At 47.7% G+C, this 18,810-nt stretch carries 19 protein-coding genes and 1 other RNA gene; 5 read left to right on the top strand and 15 right to left on the bottom strand.

Annotated elements, in window-relative coordinates:
- Nucleotides 1-209 precede the first annotated feature (209 nt).
- Together BBB58_RS06710 and BBB58_RS06705 are read left to right on the top strand one after the other, a co-directional pair.
- Nucleotides 210-1,505, top strand: a complete 1,296-nt coding sequence (locus BBB58_RS06710; RefSeq protein WP_074036327.1) for a Y-family DNA polymerase — start codon at nt 210-212, stop codon at nt 1,503-1,505.
- Complete coding sequence (locus BBB58_RS06705; RefSeq protein WP_074036325.1) at nt 1,502-1,831, top strand: YolD-like family protein; 330 nt, start codon at nt 1,502-1,504, stop codon at nt 1,829-1,831. Before BBB58_RS06710 ends, BBB58_RS06705 begins: the two co-directional genes overlap by 4 nt.
- On the opposite strand, the gene BBB58_RS06700 is transcribed toward BBB58_RS06705, so the two are convergent.
- Nucleotides 1,828-3,384 (bottom strand): SulP family inorganic anion transporter, encoded by a 1,557-nt coding sequence (locus BBB58_RS06700; protein ID WP_244150696.1) that lies wholly within the window; start codon nt 3,382-3,384, stop codon nt 1,828-1,830. The genes BBB58_RS06705 and BBB58_RS06700 overlap by 4 nt on opposite strands.
- A gap of 194 nt (nt 3,385-3,578) precedes the next feature.
- Between BBB58_RS06700 and BBB58_RS06695 the strand changes: the two genes are divergently transcribed.
- Nucleotides 3,579-4,232, top strand: coding sequence for a hypothetical protein (locus tag BBB58_RS06695; RefSeq protein ID WP_074036321.1), 654 nt, complete (start codon nt 3,579-3,581; stop codon nt 4,230-4,232).
- Between the two features lie 28 nt (nt 4,233-4,260).
- Here the strand turns inward: BBB58_RS06695 and BBB58_RS06690 are convergent, their stop codons facing one another.
- Nucleotides 4,261-5,673 carry an NAD-dependent epimerase/dehydratase family protein gene (locus tag BBB58_RS06690; RefSeq protein ID WP_074036319.1) on the bottom strand — a complete coding sequence of 471 codons (1,413 nt, stop codon included), beginning with the start codon at nt 5,671-5,673 and terminating at the stop codon, nt 4,261-4,263.
- A 135-nt stretch (nt 5,674-5,808) separates the two neighbouring features.
- Between BBB58_RS06690 and BBB58_RS06685 the strand changes: the two genes are divergently transcribed.
- Nucleotides 5,809-5,997 (top strand): hypothetical protein, encoded by a 189-nt coding sequence (locus BBB58_RS06685; protein WP_047795099.1) that lies wholly within the window; start codon nt 5,809-5,811, stop codon nt 5,995-5,997.
- An 82-nt stretch (nt 5,998-6,079) separates the two neighbouring features.
- Nucleotides 6,080-6,580, top strand: a complete 501-nt coding sequence (locus BBB58_RS06680) for a hypothetical protein (RefSeq protein ID WP_074036317.1) — start codon at nt 6,080-6,082, stop codon at nt 6,578-6,580.
- A 39-nt stretch (nt 6,581-6,619) separates the two neighbouring features.
- On the opposite strand, the gene BBB58_RS06675 is transcribed toward BBB58_RS06680, so the two are convergent.
- From BBB58_RS06675 to BBB58_RS06615, 13 genes are all read right to left on the bottom strand, one after another.
- Nucleotides 6,620-6,805 carry a hypothetical protein gene (locus BBB58_RS06675; protein ID WP_074036315.1) on the bottom strand — a complete coding sequence of 62 codons (186 nt, stop codon included), beginning with the start codon at nt 6,803-6,805 and terminating at the stop codon, nt 6,620-6,622.
- Nucleotides 6,806-7,557: 752 nt separating this feature from the next.
- On the bottom strand, nt 7,558-8,676 hold the full coding sequence (locus BBB58_RS06670) for a hypothetical protein (protein ID WP_074036314.1): 1,119 nt from the start codon (nt 8,674-8,676) through the stop codon (nt 7,558-7,560).
- 2 nt (nt 8,677-8,678) lie between these two features.
- Nucleotides 8,679-9,653 (bottom strand): PD-(D/E)XK nuclease domain-containing protein, encoded by a 975-nt coding sequence (locus BBB58_RS06665; RefSeq protein WP_074036313.1) that lies wholly within the window; start codon nt 9,651-9,653, stop codon nt 8,679-8,681.
- Nucleotides 9,654-9,658: 5 nt separating this feature from the next.
- On the bottom strand, nt 9,659-9,943 hold the full coding sequence (locus tag BBB58_RS06660) for a hypothetical protein (RefSeq protein ID WP_074036312.1): 285 nt from the start codon (nt 9,941-9,943) through the stop codon (nt 9,659-9,661).
- Nucleotides 9,944-10,574: 631 nt separating this feature from the next.
- Nucleotides 10,575-10,718 carry an alcohol dehydrogenase gene (locus BBB58_RS06655; RefSeq protein ID WP_074036310.1) on the bottom strand — a complete coding sequence of 48 codons (144 nt, stop codon included), beginning with the start codon at nt 10,716-10,718 and terminating at the stop codon, nt 10,575-10,577.
- A 114-nt stretch (nt 10,719-10,832) separates the two neighbouring features.
- Nucleotides 10,833-11,188: a transfer-messenger RNA gene (gene ssrA / locus BBB58_RS06650) on the bottom strand.
- A 49-nt stretch (nt 11,189-11,237) separates the two neighbouring features.
- The gene (smpB, locus tag BBB58_RS06645; RefSeq protein WP_012726899.1) at nt 11,238-11,708 is read right to left on the bottom strand and encodes an SsrA-binding protein SmpB; all 471 of its coding nucleotides are present in this window, start codon (nt 11,706-11,708) and stop codon (nt 11,238-11,240) included.
- 54 nt (nt 11,709-11,762) lie between these two features.
- On the bottom strand, nt 11,763-14,168 hold the full coding sequence (gene rnr, locus BBB58_RS06640; protein ID WP_012726900.1) for a ribonuclease R: 2,406 nt from the start codon (nt 14,166-14,168) through the stop codon (nt 11,763-11,765).
- 15 nt (nt 14,169-14,183) lie between these two features.
- The gene (locus BBB58_RS06635) at nt 14,184-14,924 is read right to left on the bottom strand and encodes an alpha/beta hydrolase (RefSeq protein WP_031422876.1); all 741 of its coding nucleotides are present in this window, start codon (nt 14,922-14,924) and stop codon (nt 14,184-14,186) included.
- A 102-nt stretch (nt 14,925-15,026) separates the two neighbouring features.
- Entirely contained in the window at nt 15,027-15,251 is a 225-nt protein-coding gene (gene secG / locus BBB58_RS06630) for a preprotein translocase subunit SecG (RefSeq protein WP_012726902.1), read from the bottom strand.
- Between the two features lie 73 nt (nt 15,252-15,324).
- Nucleotides 15,325-16,212, bottom strand: a complete 888-nt coding sequence (locus tag BBB58_RS06625) for a YitT family protein (RefSeq protein WP_012726903.1) — start codon at nt 16,210-16,212, stop codon at nt 15,325-15,327.
- 47 nt (nt 16,213-16,259) lie between these two features.
- Complete coding sequence (locus tag BBB58_RS06620; RefSeq protein WP_074036308.1) at nt 16,260-17,600, bottom strand: glycosyltransferase; 1,341 nt, start codon at nt 17,598-17,600, stop codon at nt 16,260-16,262.
- The gene (locus tag BBB58_RS06615) at nt 17,597-18,805 is read right to left on the bottom strand and encodes a glycosyltransferase family 4 protein (protein WP_074037897.1); all 1,209 of its coding nucleotides are present in this window, start codon (nt 18,803-18,805) and stop codon (nt 17,597-17,599) included. Before BBB58_RS06615 ends, BBB58_RS06620 begins: the two co-directional genes overlap by 4 nt.
- Between the last annotated feature and the right edge of the window lie 5 nt (nt 18,806-18,810).

Here is an 18,810-nt window from a genome sequence, read left to right as displayed (position 1 = left end):
GTCTATTATAACGAAAATCGAACCAATTCGGAGACTTTTTTACGAAAACTTCCTAAAAGTTGGTTTTTCGACACGTGAAAACCTATAAATTTTGGTTAATTTTCAAAAAGTATTTGTAAAAATATTTTCAATTCACTATTTGAGATGACGTGAGACCGTGTTACGATGAAAAAAACAGAACGTTTGTTCGCAAAAAAGGAGTGGTGACGATGCGCAGACGAATCTTTTGTATCGACAGCGTCTCGTTCTATGCCAGTTGCGAGTGTGCCGCGCGCAACAAAAATCCTTACAAGACAAAGCTCGTCGTCCTCTCGAACCTCCAGGACAGCGGGGCACTCGTCCTCGCGGCGACCCCGAAGATGAAGCAGCTCGGAATCAAGACCGGGTCACGCCGCTTCCACATCGACCGCCTCCCGTGGCACGAACGACGGGACGTTTTGTATGCCGAGGCGCGGATGAGTCATTATTTGAACGTTTCCATTCAAATCATCCACATCCTGCATCAGTTCGCCCCACCCGAGGCGATTCGCGTCTATTCGATTGATGAGACGCTCGTCGACATGAGCGGGACAGAGCGGCTGTTCGGAAATGACGAGCACGTCGCCCACCTCATGCGTGCGACGATCTTTCGCTATACAGGCATTCCCGTCACCATCGGCATCGGACCGAACAACGTCCTCGCCAAGCTCGTCCTCGATTTGCATGCGAAAAAGAAGGGGGTCGCCACGTGCCTTCTCCAAGACGTCGAACGGCTTATCCATCCGGCGCCGATCGAGAAGATGTGGGGCGTCGGGACGAAGATGGCGGTCCACCTGCAGCGGCTCGGCATCTGGACGATCGGGGATTTGGCCCATTATCCGCTCGAATCCCTTCATGAAAAGTTCGGTGTCATCGGTGCAGAACTTTGGCACCACGCCTGGGGCATCGACGAGTCGCCGACCATCCTGCCGGCGAGCTCTTTGTTCGGTGCGAAACGGACGCGACCGAAGTCGATCGGACACGGTATCACTCTCATGAAAGATTACACGACGTATTCCGCAATCCGGCTCGTCTTACAAGCGATCGCGGTCGAAGTCGGCATGCGAACCAGGCAAGCGGGACTCGTCGGAGGGACGATCCATCTCGGGGTGCGCTATACACGGACGAGCGACCGGGGTGGCTTCAGTAAACAAAAGAAGCTCCCCCGCTTCACAGCGGATGAGCAAGAGTTTCTCCCGATCTTATTGCAACTATTTTTAGACGGCTGGGAAGAGACGGAGGCCATCCGTTACGTCTCGGTCGCTCTCGGCAAGCTCGAGCCACGGAGCGACCACGTCCAGTTATCGTTCTTCGAAGACGAATGGGCGAAAGCGAAACGGCTCGACTTCCTCGATTTGATCGACGGCCTGAACGTCCGGTTCGGTCGTGGCACGATCCGACCGGCGTCGAGCCTACTAAAAGACAGTCCGCTCCGGACGCGCCAACGTCTAATCGGCGGACATAAACAAGGAGGCGATTCCTCATGAGCAAGACCCGCTATCGTGACCGGGGTGAGTTGAAATGGATCCCATTTCTCATGCCCGAGCACGTCGCCCTACTGAAACGTTATTATGCCCAAATCCAAAAGATCGAGCTGCCCGACTTGGACGAACAGCTCCTCTATCTTTGGCAAACCGAGCTCGAACGGGCCATCCGTGAAGGCGACCAAGTCGAGGTGACCTTGTTCGTAGACGGCTTGACGAAAAACATGCGCGGTTATGTCCATGCCATCTATTATGCCGAGCGCGAGGTCGAGCTGTTCGACGGCGAGGTACGCCGCGTCCCGTTCGGAGATATCTTGTCCGTTCGTTAAGACGCCTCGATTGCCTCTTGTGTTGTCTCGAACGTCTCAATCCGGTCGAGTAGTCCATAGTGAGCAAGCGTCGCGCGGACCGAGGGCGACAGATGCGCAAAGATGACATGCCGGTCGGCTGCTTTCAGCTCGGTGACGACACGCCGCAACTCTTCGACCGCGGTCACGTCGATGACCGGGCAGCGATGAAAGTTGAAGATGAACACGTTCGGTTCCCGATGGATGTGATGGAGGACGTGCTCGAACAGCTCGACCGCACCGAAGAAGAGCGGACCTTCGACACTGAAGACGATTTGACCGTCTCGCGTGACGTACCGTTCTGTCCGTTCACGCACATCGATCGTATCCGCCATCCGTTTCGCAAAGAGCGCGAGCGCACAGATGACGCCGACCTCGACGGCGACGACCAAGTCGACGAATACCGTCAACAGTAGCGTGACGAGAAGGACGAGCGACTCGGATGAACGATGACGTAACATCGCCATCACGTGATGGCGTTCGGACATGTTCCAGGCGACCCGCATCAAAATCGGAGCGAGTGCAGCGAGTGGTACGTAACTCGCGAACGGCGCGAGGACGAGGACCGCCACAAGCACCGTAATCCCGTGGATGACACCAGCGCGTCGACTGACCGCTCCCGCCTGAATGTTCGTCGCCGTCCGAGCGATGGCACCTGTCGATGGGATCCCACCGAAGAACGGCGTGATCACGTTCGCAAGCCCTTGTCCGAACAGTTCCTTGTCCGGCTTCATCTTCGTCCCCGCCATCCCGTCGGCGACCGTTCCCGAAAGAAGTGACTCGAGTGCACCGAGGAAGGCAATCGCGAATGCGGACGGGAGGAGTGTTGTGATCAGGTTGATGTCGATTGCGAGCCAGTTGAATGTTGGCAGTCCGCTCGGGATGCCACCGTAGGCACTTCCGATGGTCGCGACCTCACCCGGGATGAGGAGACTGACAAACGTCGGGACGAGCATCGCCATGAGTAAGAGCGGTAAACGGAACGGCAGCTTTGGGATGAGCCAAATCGTCAAAAAGCCAATCCCAGCAATGACAATCGGCCAAGGGCTCGCTTCGGGCAACGCCTGACCGAGGCGAAGCAAGTTCTCATGAAAGTGCGGTGCCTTCTCAAACGTGACCCCGAACAACTCATCGAGCTGGTCGACGAAGATGACGACGGCAATACCGGCCGTGAACCCGATGGTCACGGCCCGGGGCATGAAGCGGATGAGCCGTCCGACCCGAAGCACGCTCATGAGGAGCAGCAAAATTCCGGCGAGAACGGTCGTGACGAGTAACCCTTCATATCCATATGCGAGGACGACACCCGAGACGATTGGGATGAACGCTCCCGTCGGTCCGGCAATCTGGAACGTCGAACCCCCGAACAGGCTGACGAGGATTCCGGCAAAAATGGACGTGTAGAGCCCGTACACCGGCGGGACTCCCGAGGCGATGGCAAATGCCATGGCGAGCGGGATGGCGACGACACCGACCGTGATTCCGGCCGAGATATCCTTTTGCCACATCTCACGTGTGGAGAGTGAGTCTTGCATCATACATTCCTTCTTTCCAATCAGTTCAAAAACGAGTTCAGTGTACGCCTGGAAAGAGGGCTTGTAAACGGGTTGAGAAAAACGTTAACAGAATGTACAAAGAACGAGATGGTACAATAGGCGTTAGACACACACTAATAAAAGTTAGAATCGTTGAACTGATATTACCTGCTACAACAAAGGAGATATGATTCATGGAAGAACAGTTTTCCATATTAAAAAATTTATCTAAATATCGTACACCGACCGAGATGAAAAGTTACTTTGAAGAAGTGATTCAAGCACTGAAGGACGATCGAATGGCTTTAAAGATTTCGAGGTTACGCAAAGGAGAATTCAAAGAGTTTCAAGAGGAGTTTGTACCAGCTTATGTATTTTCTCTCTCGCCTTATTTCCCAAAAGACGCTAAAGCGAAAGTCATCATCGGGAATCAAAATTATGACTTTGTCATACTGCATCCAAACGGGACTGAAGAAAAGTTCGAAGTGAGTTCTTACATAAACGGACCACAAGAAGTGGAAATTGCTGAAGCATTAAATGAACACGGGATGTGGGGCCCAAGATTAAAAAGTTATGAACAGCTAAAAGAACAAGCTGCAACGTACAAAGAAAAAACAAAAAAGAACATGCTGAAAAAAAACAAAAAAGATTATACCCATGCATCTTTATTATTTGAAGTTTCTACGTTTGAGTTTTCCGTCATCTTTCACAATGAGTTCGATACCTCTCTCTTGGACTTAGCAAAGTTCATGTACGACACTCCATTCAAAGCAAAGCACGTATATCTCATCGTTCAAAATGGAGACGACATTCCGACGGTAGCGTCTAACATCATCAAAGTAAAATAAAAAGACGCACCTTTCAATGCGTCTCCCTTCAATTCGTCGGAGCCTCTACGACTTGATCGCCGTCTTCCGCGTCTTTTGCCAGCAACTTCACATGACGACCGAACAACCACATGACGACGAGATGGGCTTTCGCCTGTGTCTTCGTATAGAACCACCACGGGAGGGCCGGTACGAACTCATGGATGGCGACGAGTCCTTCATCCGACTCCGGTAAGCGTCTAAACTCGAGACGCCCTGTCTTATCCTCTTCACTTAACTTGACGAACTTGCCCCCGTCAATCGCAAAGGATGCCATATCGTCCGTCGCTTCCTGTTCAAGCGATAGATGAAGCGCGACGAACGACGGATCGAACAGCGCAATCTCCCAATTATCGTCTTCTTTCGTCGTCTGAATGAGCGGATACATAAAACGACCGAGCCACTCAAAGTACGTGTCCGCCATCCAAAGTGCCGACTTCTCTTGCGGCAGACCGAACCGCTGAATCGAGCGGACGGTGTATGACTTCGGCTGCTTTTTCTTCTTGCCGCCCGAGGACTGCTTCTCTTCTTCCTCAAGCGCATGTTCGACCGCCTGTTTGAACGGAATCTCTCCCTGGCCGATACCTTCGACCGTGTCTTCCGCGACCATCGCGTGCCCCATGCTCTCGACGAGCGGATAGACGGTCGCCTTCGGTTCACCCGTGACCGCCATGACCCACAGGCGCGACAGTTTGATTGTCGGGAACGGGAAGTCAATCAAGACGCGACGCTTATCCATGACTTCGGCCGTCTGCTCGATCATCTTCCGATACGTCATCACCTCGGGACCCCCGATGTCGATATGACGGTCGTAAAGCGACTCAGCACCGACGACCGAGATGAGCGCCTGAACGGCTTCACGGATGTCGATTGGGTGTGTTTCCGTCTTCGTCCAGCGTGGCAAAATCATCGTCGGCAATCGTTTGACGAGCTTCGCTAAAATCGGGAACGACGAACCTTCCGGACCAATAATCAGTCCAGCCCGAATCGTTGTCACCGGCACGCCCTGACCGCCGAGAATGCGTTCGACTTCGAGTCGACTCTTCAAATGACGCGATAACGTCTTCTCTTGTTTCGGGATGATTCCGCTCAAATAGACAATCTGTTCGATGTCGTTCGCCTTCGTCGCCCGGGCGAAGTTGTCCGCAATGAGCGCGTCCATGTCCTCGAACGTCGCTTGCGTCAAGCCGCCGTCCGGAATCATGGAGTGCACGAGGAACATCGCGTAATCCGCGCCCTCGCATGCTTCTTTCGTTGCTTCGTATGAGAACAAATCACAGGCACGCCACGTGATATGGGCCTCATCTTCTTTATTTTTCGTCGATCGCGATAACGCGATGATGTCATACTCTTCCTTCAGCTGCTCCATCACGTTCGAGCCGATATAGCCGCTCGCCCCCGCAATGACAATCGTTTTCCGCATAATGGTCACTCCCCTAATTATTCGCATAGAGGTAATGTACCCTTCTTTTTTAAAAGATAAATCAGTCTAAGTATGTAGAGCCTGCTCGACCGATTCATACTAAAATGAGAAAAATTAGAAAAAGGAGGGATATTCATGGGATTTTGGTACTTTCTTTTGCTTGGATTGGGAGTAATCCTCATCGTGCGAGGGATTGCAAGTAGCGCGAAACAAGGTGGACTGATTTTAGTCGGACTTGTGATGGTCGGGGTATCCATATTTATGTTCCAAGATGGCAGTGCGGACTTGGTCGCGAATTGGTTGGATCAAATTACCGGTCGATAAGTCACATTCTCGAGTAATCGTGTGGTCCATTGACAACCTTTTAACGTCTTCAATCTTGAATTGATATGGAAGGAGCTCGACAATGAAACAGTTCAAACGAGTAGGTGTTGTGGCGTTATTCGCCTTGATTGGATTTGCTCTTTTCCATTATGCGACCGAGTCGAAGACAGGTTCCGCTGCATGGACGACCGAAGTTGCGACACATCACTTCAAAGATATATTAGAAGCGCAGCGAGAAGCGATTGAAGCGCATACTCCTCTTGAAAATATCGAGCGAACGAAACTGTCACACGAAGATGACGTCGTCCGGCTCCTCCTCGGTCAGCGGGATTGGGTCGAGCAATTCCACTATACGATTCAGGAGGTACAAGTGGACGAAAAAGGTGGACTTCTATACGCAAATGCTTATGTGACAAGAAATCTTCAATTTGAGAGTGGTGTCACGACCGGGCTTGGTGACGAGATGACGATTCAATTGAGGTCTCCGAATGAGACGATTGAAGAGGTGGAGCTCGACAATCATAGCGTGACACAATCAAGCCAACCCTTTTTCAAACGCTGGATTAGTCGAGTGTTTAACTGAACAAATCCCACTTTCCGATTGGAGAGTGGGATTTGTTTTTTAAAACGATAAATCTAAACCAGTACCATCATCAAGAAGTTCTCCGTTTTTAGCGGTATAGTCAACACGAATCTCGGCTCGCTTCAGGATGCCGTTATATTGTAACGCAAACATCCATGTCCGAACGCGTTCTTCGTCATCAGCTTTCATCTCTCGATGAAGCGTTAATAAGATTGTCGGCGACACGTCGGCTGTCTGATAGGCGTTCAGATGGTTTCCGCACAGTGATCACTGTCCCTTAAACTTTTACAAAAAAGTGCTGTACCAATCTTATAACTAATATAAATCGGTCTAAAACCTTAGTCTAAATTTTGTAAATAATATTCAGTCCACGACAACTTGGCCAATATTATAGAATAAAGCAAAAAATAATTCATTTGTATCACCAACAGACGACAGAAAACGGACCAAACCATAAATTCCCATAAAATCGATTGGATAAAAAGTCACTGATTGACATAACCAATTTAAAGTTCAGTGTATTTAGAAAAACTGAATCAGTACTATCCTACAATCTTTATGTCGTATTCATTCTTGCGTCAGCATCAACTCTAAATAATAACCGTCTTGTCTTCATGACACTGAATTTTTCTCCTCGGTCGAATGAACTAGGTTACTGACATCAGCTAAAATCTCATCATCGTGGAAATCGTTTCTGCAATAGCCCAATAGCGCATCCAAACAAAGAAGTTTCCATCTTAAATAATGAACTAAGATAATCTCAGAAGATTTTAGTAGAATACGTCTGATTTTACATTTACAAAAACTATCTAAAAAAACTATAGTGCCTTAATATCTTAGAGTTAGTTTTTGAGGTTGCTTCAATACTTTTTCTTTTTTTATTTCTAATATCTACATGACCGGAGATAGCTTATTATCAAGTGATGCTTTATCAATACTAATGATCAGCTCATCTAAACTGAAAATTCTAAAAATATTTATTGTGTACTTACTTCTATACTTTGTGGTTGACTAAACCCCATAAATATTTCGCCTAATATATCATTGAATTCATATATAATTTGATTTTGTTTTTCCTCACTAAAAATCCTTTTAATCTCTACTATGTCTTGATTTTCATCAGTAACAAATTCACCAGATTCAATAATCTTAGTTTCTAATCTCTCAGGTCGAGTTTTAAATTCAATAACAAAATCTAGAAAATCACTATTATTTTTGTTCTCAAATCTAATAAACGACATGGAAAAATAGAAACCTTGTGTTAAAACTTTATTAATAAAACTATTTTCAATCAGGTTTTCACCTGAAAGTAATGCAGAATTTATTCCGTCCAATATAACTTCCTGCATAAGTTGGTTTTCAGTTTGCATAGCTAAATCTTCCGATTCGGATACTGATACAGAGAGTTCTTCAGATGTATAGCTCGTGTCTTTTTTTTTTTTTATTTGAGTAATTTTAGTTATTTTCCATTCATCAAAAAAAAAAACGAAAAAATTGGTAAATAATTCTGTCCTATTTTCCGTCTTTAAATCTGACAACAACAATTCTTTAAAAGTAAAAGAACTATCTTGTTGAATATAATTCAATAGTTCTTTTACTTTTTTATAGTCCGAAGCTGAACTAATTGAATAGTTTACATTACATAGTTCTTCACTGTTCTCGATATCAATTACAATATTTTTTTTTTTTGTTTCCAATAATTCAACTAAACCTGGTCTTTGCTCTTCATATTGAAGATATACCGTCATTTTATTGTCATCTACTATGCCTATGTTAATTTTTGTATTATCAGTTGGATCAAGAACCCTTCCGTTTAGACCTGATAATGACTCTTTAAAATCTTCCGATTCATTTGCAGGCAATATAATTCTCCCAATCTTTTTGAAATTATTAGGAGAGTCCAATAGTTGTTTTAATTCTTGAAAGTCGTTTTGGGACAAGTAATAATCTTTTGTTAAATTAGCAATATCTACTCGTTTAGTAGCACTAATTAAAATCCCTTTAGGTTTGAGTAAACTTTGCATATCTTTTAATGAAATATACTTCTCAACTACTTTTTTTATATTATTTTTATATGGGTACTTCTTTAATTGCATTTTTATCCCTCCTGTTGGGCATAACTCTCCGGAATGTCAGAAAAGACATCCATATATTTGATTTCTATTTCTAATGAGGATCCACTTATCTTTAATTCCTCTTTAATTTTTTTTTTAAAGTCTTCAATTTCTACTCTATAAGTACTTACATTTCCATAAAAGTGAAATACAAGAATATGAGCATCTTCATATTGGATTTGAGATAAACATGAATATAGAAATAGTAATTCGCTATGTGAAGGCTCAAAAAAATAAAAAATATGATTTACATTCAATAATTGAGTGTTTCCATGAAAAACTACAGTTCTTGAACTTTTAGCAAAGATATATTTAGAAAATAACACTGGTAAGGTCGCGTAGTCCTCTCGAACAGCTGTACTTCTTCCTCCACTAAAATTATCAGAAGGATAATATATTTTGAAGTCACTTTCATTTCCTGCAAGTAATCTATTCTTTGAATCTATTACTGAGCACCATCTTAGTATATGGTAATTGGATGCGATGTAAATAATGACAGGATTTTTTCTTGAAGGGATATTAATTGCTTCTAAATATTCATTAAAAACTTCATTATCAAATTGATTGGGTTCGTTACACCAAATCATAACAAGACCAGTGTTAACTCCATGGCAATCTATATTGCTTAACTCTTGTGAAATATTAGAGCATTCAATTGTATTAAAGACCTGAGTTACAAAACTTTGAATAGTACTAGTACTTATACCAGCCCACTTACGATGCTTAGATTCAACAATGATATTCTTTTTATCTTTAGCATACGGATCTTTATATTGAAACAATAAATCAATCCCATGTGGCTGAATTCTATTACGATTTTCCGATATACCATGCTTGGTCTTCTTTTTACACTGAATATCAAAGTTTGAATCTCCTTTTTGCATCCAACCTAAACCCTCAAGAATAGATTTTGACTGAATAGTCCATCTATCTCCTTGATATTGTTGTTCTTCTGACATAAATATCAATCCTCCAACATTAGCATCCCGAAATTCTTCATCTCAGAAAACTCTTTTAGAATGTAATCTACATTATCAAAGAATATAACTCCATCATTTAAATCTATTAATAGCTCAAAAAACATAGAATTAGTATCCACTTTTAATAACACTTCTGAAATATTTAATTTTTCATTTTTTAATAATTTAAATGCATCTAGTGAATTTTTTAATTCAACTGTCATTCTGGACAAACTTATATCGAAAGCTTTAACATTTTCAATTGAAATCTGTTTAACTTCAGGCTTCATGAATGAATATGCTTGTAAACAATGGTTAATATCTAAAGATAATTAATCTATCAAAAAAAACTTTTTAAATTCAGAGAAATTTTGTAAATTATTGATGCAATATCTACTACCACACATCATCATTAAATTTTTATCAGTTAAAATAAATATATCTGCATATCTAATAGAACTAGCAATCGACGCTTCCAACAATCCAGTTTCAAGACGACTGTTAGTTTTTTTTTTTTATTTAAGGTGAGTAACTTGTCCATCTTCGTAGTAATGACAGAAACCTTGATTTTCGACATTTTCACCCTCCGTCACAAAACTACTTAAAGACTCACTTCTATCTTTAACACGCATTTTCCGATAAGCGATACAGTACATGTCACTCCCCCTCAAATACACTTCCAATATTTATTTGTGGCTATATAACCTTAATAATAACAAATAAAGGAATATTTGAATATAAATTTTCACAAACCACTAATTATGTATTTTAATTTCATATTTAAAATTTTATAAAAGTTAAGAAAAAGAGGGAAGAGAATTAGTTAAAAAATAAAATGTAATATAAAAACAAAAAAAAAAAGATTATTGAGTATTAGCTCAATAACCTCTTTACTATAATGTATTCTGATTATTCATCCGCTTATTTCTTAACTTGTTGCTTCTGCAAATACGCTTCACGAAGCTGGTTCAATCGTTCCTTCTTTTTCGAGACAGTCGGCTTTTTGCCGTCCTGGTACTTCGCCGCAGCTACTTTGCTTCTCTTGTCTAATTGATATTTTCCCATGCTCTTCACCTTCCTTTCTTTCTGGATTCAATCAAAAGCAAAGACCCTCTAATCTCAATGAAATTAGAAGGTCTTCATGAAAATCATTGATCGCAGTCGTTACAGACTGCTTCAAAATGGAGACGGCGGGAGTCGAACCCGCGTCCGAAGGCATCGTAACGTATGCTTCTACGTGTGTAGTTTATCTATTGAATCTCGATGTGACACTGCCGATAAACAGGCGTTATCGCATCCAGTCTGTTTCATCTCTTCTTCGCGCCCTCAGACGGCGAGGTTGAAGCGTAGCTTGCTTAGTTTGAGACCCTGAAAGTCATCCACACAAGCGATGGATGTCAGGATCCGCAGGGCACTTAGGCTGCTGCGAGTTGTGTGTTAGTTTTGCCAGTTATAGGCGTTTGCGTTTTAACGAGGCCGACCCCTCGACACGCCACATACGACCGACCTACCCCCGTCGAATCCATAACGTCCCCGAGGTGGTAATTGGTACTCTATTTAATATACCACAATTAGGATCCGTTGTCAGTATTTTTGCCGATCGCGCATCGCACGGTCGACGTCACGCTTCGCGTCTTTCTTCTTCAAGTCCTCACGTTTGTCGTACTTCTTCTTCCCTTTTCCGACGCCGAGCAGGCACTTGGCGAACCCGTTCTTGATGTACACCTTGAGCGGGATAATCGTGTAGCCGTCACGCCCTGACGCCCCGATGAGCTGATTGATTTGCTTCTTATGCAACAATAGCTTCCGGACGCGGAGTGGGTCATGGTTGAAGCGGTTCCCCTGTTCGAACGGGCTGATATGACAGTTGTGAAGCGTCGCCTCGCCCCCGTCGAACCGGACGTACGCATCCGCGATGTTGATCTTCGATTGACGGACCGATTTGATTTCCGTCCCTGTGAGCACCATGCCCGCCTCAATCGTATCTTCGATCGCGTAATCGAAGGACGCCTTGCGGTTTTGGGCGAGTGCGTTCGAATCTTTCTTCTTGGCCATACACATTCAGTCCTTTATCTACAAGATACGGAGGAAGGGACAAGCCCTTCCCCGTCAGCGACGTTTCTTCGCACCTCGTTTGGCGTCGCCTTTTCGTTTGTGCTTGTCTTTCTTCTTCAGGTCGAGTGCCGAACGACCTTGGGAAGACTTCTCCCCGTCTCGTTTCGGTTTCTCACCTGGTTTGCCCGGCTTGCCAGGTCTTCCTGGTTTGCCGCGCTTCTTCTTGTCGTCCCGACCGCGACCGCCACGACGGTCTTTCTCGTCCTTCTTCGGACGGCCGCCTTTCGCTTTGATCGTCGTCGGTTGGCGACGGCTTGACTGTTCCCGTTTCGGCATGCCGACGACCGTGAAGTCGATCGTCCGCTCGTCTAAGTTGACGGCATCGACTTTGACACGGACGGCGTCCCCGATGCGGAATTGACGTTTCGTCCGCTCCCCGAGAAGCATGAGCTGTGACTCATCAAAGTGATAGTAGTCATCCATCGACTGGAGACGGACAAGCCCTTCGATCGTATTCGGAAGTTCGATGAACATCCCGAAGTTCGTGACGCCGGCGACGACACCATCGAATTCTTCGCCGAGATGGGCTTCCATGTATTCGGCTTTCTTGAGCGCCTGTGTCTCGCGCTCTGCATCGACTGAGCGACGTTCCCGTTTCGATGCCTGTTCGGCGATTGCCCCGAGACGGTCCTCGTACTTCGCAATCGTCTTCTCCGACAAGTCGTTGTTGAAGACGTACGTGCGCATGAGACGGTGGACGATCAAGTCCGGATATCGACGGATTGGTGACGTGAAGTGCGTATAGAAGTCTGTCGCGAGTCCGAAGTGACCGAGCGAGACGTCGTCATATTTCGCCTGTTGCATCGAGCGAAGCATGATCGTGCTGATGACCGGCTCTTCCGGTTCACCGTCGATCGCCTTCAAGATTTTTTGAAGCGTCTTCGGTTCGACCGTCTGTCCTTTGATGCGTTCGATGTGAACGCCAAAGTTTGCGACAAAGTCGAAGAAGAAGTCGAGCTTGTCCGGTTTCGGATTATCGTGGACACGATAGATGAACGGCACGTCCATCTTGTGGAAGTGTTCAGCGACCGTCTCGTTGGCCGCGAGCATGAACTCCTCGATCAACTTCTCGGCGACCGAACGTGGACGAAGCACGATATCTGCCGGCTTCCCTTCCTCGTTGACGACGACTTTCGCCTCGGCGAAATCGAAGTTGATGGCACCGCGCGAGTTACGACGTTTCCGAAGCACTTCCGCGAGCTCAGCCATGAGGTCGAACTCACCGATGAACGGTTCGTACTTTTTCAATGTTTCTTCGTCATCACGTTCGATGATCTCACGGACGTTCGTATACGTCATCCGCTCCGTCGTCTTGATGACACTCGGGAACAGATCATGGCGAACGACCTTCCCGTTTTGTGGGGAGATCTCCATGACGCAGCTGAGCGTCAAGCGGTTGACGTGCGGGTTGAGGGAACAGATCCCGTTCGAGAGTCGATGCGGCAGCATCGGAATGACACGGTCGACGAGATACACACTCGTCCCACGTTCGAACGCCTCGACGTCTAGTGGTGAGCCCTCTTTCACGTAATGCGAGACGTCAGCGATATGGACACCGAGCTCGTAGTTGCCGTTATCGAGTTTTTTGACGTGGACTGCATCGTCCAAGTCTTTCGCATCTTCGCCGTCAATCGTGAAGATCGTCTCGTCACGAAGGTCGACGCGTCCGATGAAGTCTTTCTCGTCCGCCTCGTCCGGTACCGCGTTCGCCTGAGCGATCACGTCCTCCGGGAACTCCGTCGGGATGCCGTGCTTATAGACGATCGACAAGATGTCGACGCCCGGGTCGTTCTTATGCCCGATGATACGGACGACGTCACAGGCACCGGCGAAGCGTCCGTCCGGATACTTCGTGATGCGCACGACGACTTTATGTCCGTCGACGGCACCGAGTGACTTATCCGGGTTGACGACCGGCCAGAAATTGATGCGTTTGTCATCCGGCTCGATGAAGGCGAACTGGTCGAGTCGACCGCTCGGGAGCGTATACGTCCCGACGAACTCGGAGAGTCCGCGCTTCAGTACTTTCAATAAAATCCCTTCCGTCTTGCCACGGTTGTCCTCGCGTTTTTTGACGAGGATCGTATCGCCATGGTAGACGTCCTTCAGTTGGTCGGGCGGCAAGAACACATCTTCCGCTTCCCCTTCGACTGACAAGAAGCCGAAGCCGCGCTGATGAATCGAGATGATCCCCGCGACTTGTCCGAGCGTGGCGAGCGTCCCGTAACGGTTCGTCCGCGTCCGGCCGATGGCGCCCTCTTCCTCGAGGGCATTCAATGTGCGGATGAGCTCTTTGAAGTCATCCGTCGACGCGAGCTGTAATCGCTCGGTCAGTTGATCGACAGAGAGCGGTTTCTCGCTCGCCTGTAGAATCTCTAATAATTGGTCACGTAAATTCAACGTGACACCTCCTTCTTAGACTGACCAGTCTAACGTTTCGAGAAAATCGAGCACGTCCTGGTGCAGTTTCTCTTTTTCTTTGTCGAGTGTGATCACGTGTCCCGAGTTCTCATAGATGAGCAACTCTTTTTGGAACGTGTTGACCGCCTCGTAAATTTGATTCGCCGATTCCGGGTCGATCATGTTGTCTTTGGCGCCTTGGACGACGAGTGTCGGGACGAAGATGTCCTCGAGCTTCGACGCCGTGTCACGGACGAAGGCACGGAGGTCTTTCAATGTTGGCATCGGTTTGAACTCTGCCATCTCCTGCTCGATCTGTTCCGGCGACTTTTCTTCTCTACCCTTATATTCTCGGGCATATGCCTGGACTCCTTTATACAAGCGGTCCTCGGCATCGATTCCCGTCGGTGCGCACATCGGGATGACCGCCTTGACGTCTTTCTCCTCGGCGAGACGGAGCGACATCACGCCGCCTAGCGAGAGTCCGCAGACGACAATCTCCTCATGACCTTTGTCGACGAGCGTCTGGTAAGCGTCCAAGACGTCTTCCCACCAGTCTTTCGGTCCATATTGGAGTAATTCTTCCGGTGGGACGGCATGACCACGATAGATCGGTCCCATACATGTGTATCCTTCTTTTTGAAGGAAGCGACCGAGCATGCGGACATCCGCGCTCGATCCAGTGAAGCCATGTAACATCAACACGGCACGTTTTCCGCCCTCGAAGAAGAACGGTTTTGGTGCTGTCACTTTCATTTTATCTGTCATCTCCTCGTATCTACATTATTCCCAAAAAATAAAAAGAAAAAACAAAAGCTGACCGCCTCACGTGAAAATCGAGAACGATCAGCCTTATCATCATAATGATGCGACTAGTAATCCTAAAATGAAAAACAAAGTGCCTAGTACAGCTGCAGTTCGGTTCAAAACAGCATCGAAGCCGCGTGCTTTCTGGCGTCCGAACAACTGCTCCGCGCCACCTGCAATCGCTCCAAGACCTTGCGACCGACCTGACATGAGCAGTACGACGACAATCAATAAGACAGCCACGACAAGTAGGCTGATTGTAGCGATCGTTTGCATAGTAGTCAGTTCCTCCTTCTATTTACACGCTTTTTATTATATAGAAGTTATCAATAAAACACCAGCATTCAAATTATCGGGACGGGTAGCTAAACCCTTCGCCGATGACTTCCTTCACCTGGTGGATGACGACGAAGGCGCGGTCGTCCGTTACTTGGACGATTTTTTTGAGTGGCGCGATCTGACGTTTGTCGACGATCATATACAACATGTTCTTATCCTGCTTCGTGTAGTAGCCATGTCCATGGATGATCGTCGCCGAGCGTCCGAGCGTCTCCGTCAAGACGACAGCGAGCTCTTCTTGCTTATCGCTGATGATCGTGACGGCTTTGCGGATGTTGAGACCTTCCGCGACGAGGTCGATGACCCATGAACCGATGATGATCGCGATGAGCGTATAGAGAACGACTTGTTCCCCTAAGAAGAAACCAGATGTCGCGACGACGATCGCATCGATGATGAACATCGAGACGGCGACACTCAAGTGGAGATAGCGCTCCATGAGACGGGCGATGATGACGCCCCCGCCGGTCGTCCCGCCGACACGGAGCACCATGCCGATTCCGACCCCGATCATGATTCCGGCATAGACGGCCGCAAGCAGTTTGTCCTCGGCAGGGCTGCCCCAGTCATGTGTCAGACTGAGGAAGAATGACGTCGCGATGACGGCGATGACCGAATAGACCATTGTCCGACGGTCGAGCAGCTTATAGCCGACGATAAAGAGAATCCCGTTCCCGATGATCGACGTGAGCCCGAGGTCCCAGCCGAACACGTAGTACAGGATGATCGTGACCCCGAGCAGGCCACCTTCCGAGAAGTCGTTCGGTACGGTGAAGTAGTTGACCCCGAACGAGAGAATGAATGAGCCCGCGATGATCCAGGCGATATCCTTCACCGAGATGGTTTGTAGCTTGCGCCATACTTGTTGGCGCAATAAATGTTGTTGTTGACGTTTCATAAATGTCCTCCCTCCATAGAAAAAAGACCGCGGCAAAAGCCGCAGTCTTAAGATTGTACTGGCTTTGGCGCACCGTCTTTCATAATCGGCAACTTGCGCTCCGCGGCGTTCGCGTAGACGTTCAAGAGTGCCTCTTTTTCCAAATCCCAGTTATATTTCTCACGCGCGGTCTTCGTGTTCTCTTTGACACGCGCATAGAGTGCTTGGTCTTCAATCATCCGGTTGACGCCGTCCGCGATCGATTGTGGATCGTGCGAATCGACGAGCACCCCGACATCGTTCCCCGCAACGACCCGTTCGATTTCAGGGAAGTCACATGAGACGACCGGTACTTCGGCCATCAAATACTCAAACAATTTATTCGACGAGGCCGAGTAGTGGTTGAAGCAGACGTTGTTCAATACTTGGAAGCCTAAATAGGCATTCATCGTATAGTAAGGTAACGCTTCGACCGGTACTTTGTCAATCATCTTGACGCGATTGCCGACCCCTTCCGTCTCGATCAACTGTTGGATCGTCGGTTTGAGTTTCCCGTCCCCGATCATGACGAGCGTGCCTTCTTTGAAGTCTTTCGCCGCGAGCACGAGCTGTTCGAGACCACGTCCCGCTTGAATGCCCCCTTGATACAAGAGGATCTTCTCGTCTTTCGGCAAATCGAGGAGTGCATGCAAGTCCTTGCGGAGCGAGAAGTCGAGCGGACGGTAGAACGGATAGTTATGGAGCACGTACGGATAGAATCCGTACAACTCTTCGTTGTGTGCCGCACGCGTATGGTTCTCGACCATCATCGTATCGACGAACGGCAAGAGCCAGCCCTCGAGGTTACTTTGAATATAGCCGTAACCCGTACGGTCCGTCTGTACCTCGTGCGAGTCGTAGACGATCCGACCTTTGTTGAACACTTTTCCAGCAAGGAGTGCCTGCGGGAGCGTGTTCAAATCGTTCGCATGGTAAAAGTCATACGATTTTTTCGTCGAAGCGAACACCATCTCGAGCATCGCACTCGCGTTGACGATTTGCTTACGTACTTGCGGCAACAAGACCGTCCCGATGGCCGCTCCGAGCGCGAGCATCGTGAACGGCGCGAGTAAGAACAACCCGGCACCGACGAGTCCGGCACCGATTTGGCGGGTCCGTTTCTCGCTCACCCATTGATACGTCTTCTTCGCGAACTTGAGCGCGTTGACGAGAATCGAAGGTTGACGCTTCACGCGGATGACGCGGAAGCCTTCCGGACGCATCTCTTCTTTTGGAAGCTCTTTATTTTTCGGATCTTGAAGCGCGATCAAATCGACTTCATAGCCTGCCTCGGCGAGTGCCGAGCACTCACGAAGGACGCGCGCATCATTCGTAAAATGGTTCCATACAAACATACATACTGACTTCATCGTGTTTCCTCCATCACTAACTGTTGTACGACTTGATCTAACACGTCGATATTCTCTTCCCAACATAAATTCTCTTTGACGTAACGAATCCCGTTCGCCCCGAGTGCCTCCCGTAAATCCGGTCGGTCGAGGAGCTTCCGCAGGATTCGCTCGATCTCATCGATGTCACGCTTCCGTGACACGTAGCCGACTTCCGCCGCTTCAATGACATTCGCCGCATGGCCTGACACTGCTGCGACAATCGGTTTGCCGACCGCCATATAGTCGATGAGTTTCCCAGGGATGACCGTATCAAACACTTCTTGCTCGATCAGACTGACGAATGCGACGTCCGCATTTTTAATTGCCTGAAACGCCTCTGTCCGTGGCATCGCCTCGAGGAACAAGAAGTTTTGGAAGCCACGGTCTTTGATCGTCTGTTTCAACTCTTCTTTCCGATAGCCGTAGCCGATCAATTTGAAGTGGACCCGTGGCTCGTCCCGGAATCGCTCGGCGAGTTCGAGTAACAACGACACATCTTGGGCAAGACCCATGTTCCCGGCGTATAAGATCTCCATCCGGTCGTCCGGTGGGATCGTCCGCTCGAGCGTTCGCTCCGCTTCCCGGATCGAGTTCGGCATGTAGTGAATCTTCTCGTTCGGCACACCGCGCTGACGAAGATAGCTGCGGAACCCTTCCGAGTTGATGATGACTTCATCGGCGACACGATACAGTCGATTCTCCATCCAAAAAGCCGGCGTGAGCACCCAATCGTACTTGAAGACGCCGACACCTTTCACCGATTCTGGCCAAAGGTCACGGACGTCCAAGATGAACGGGACACGATACTTTCGTTTCGCATAAGCACCGACAAACGCCATAAAAAAAGAAGGGGTCGTCGCAAAGACGACGTCTGGCTTCAATTCGAGCTTACGGACTTCCCGGATCCCTTTGACCATCTGTTCGAGGAATAGGAAAAGACGACTGACCATGTTAGACGTATGTTTCCGTTTCTTCGTGATGAGTCGCTTGATGAACGGTTGGTCGTTTAACTCCCGGTCGTTCCAGAAGCGGTCGTCCTGATACATATCAAAGCTCGGATACGAAGGGGCGGCCGTGATGACCTCGACTTCATACCCGCGCTGCTTCATCAAATGCGTAATGTTTTGCATCCGGTTGCCGGCACTGCCGATCTCCGGATAATAGTTTTGACACACCATAAGCATTGTTT

The sequence above is a fragment of the Exiguobacterium profundum genome, assembly GCF_001909285.1.
Classification (GTDB): domain Bacteria; phylum Bacillota; class Bacilli; order Exiguobacteriales; family Exiguobacteriaceae; genus Exiguobacterium; species Exiguobacterium profundum.
Note: the sequence above shows the minus strand (reverse complement) of the source record. Positions and strands in the feature narration are given on the sequence as shown.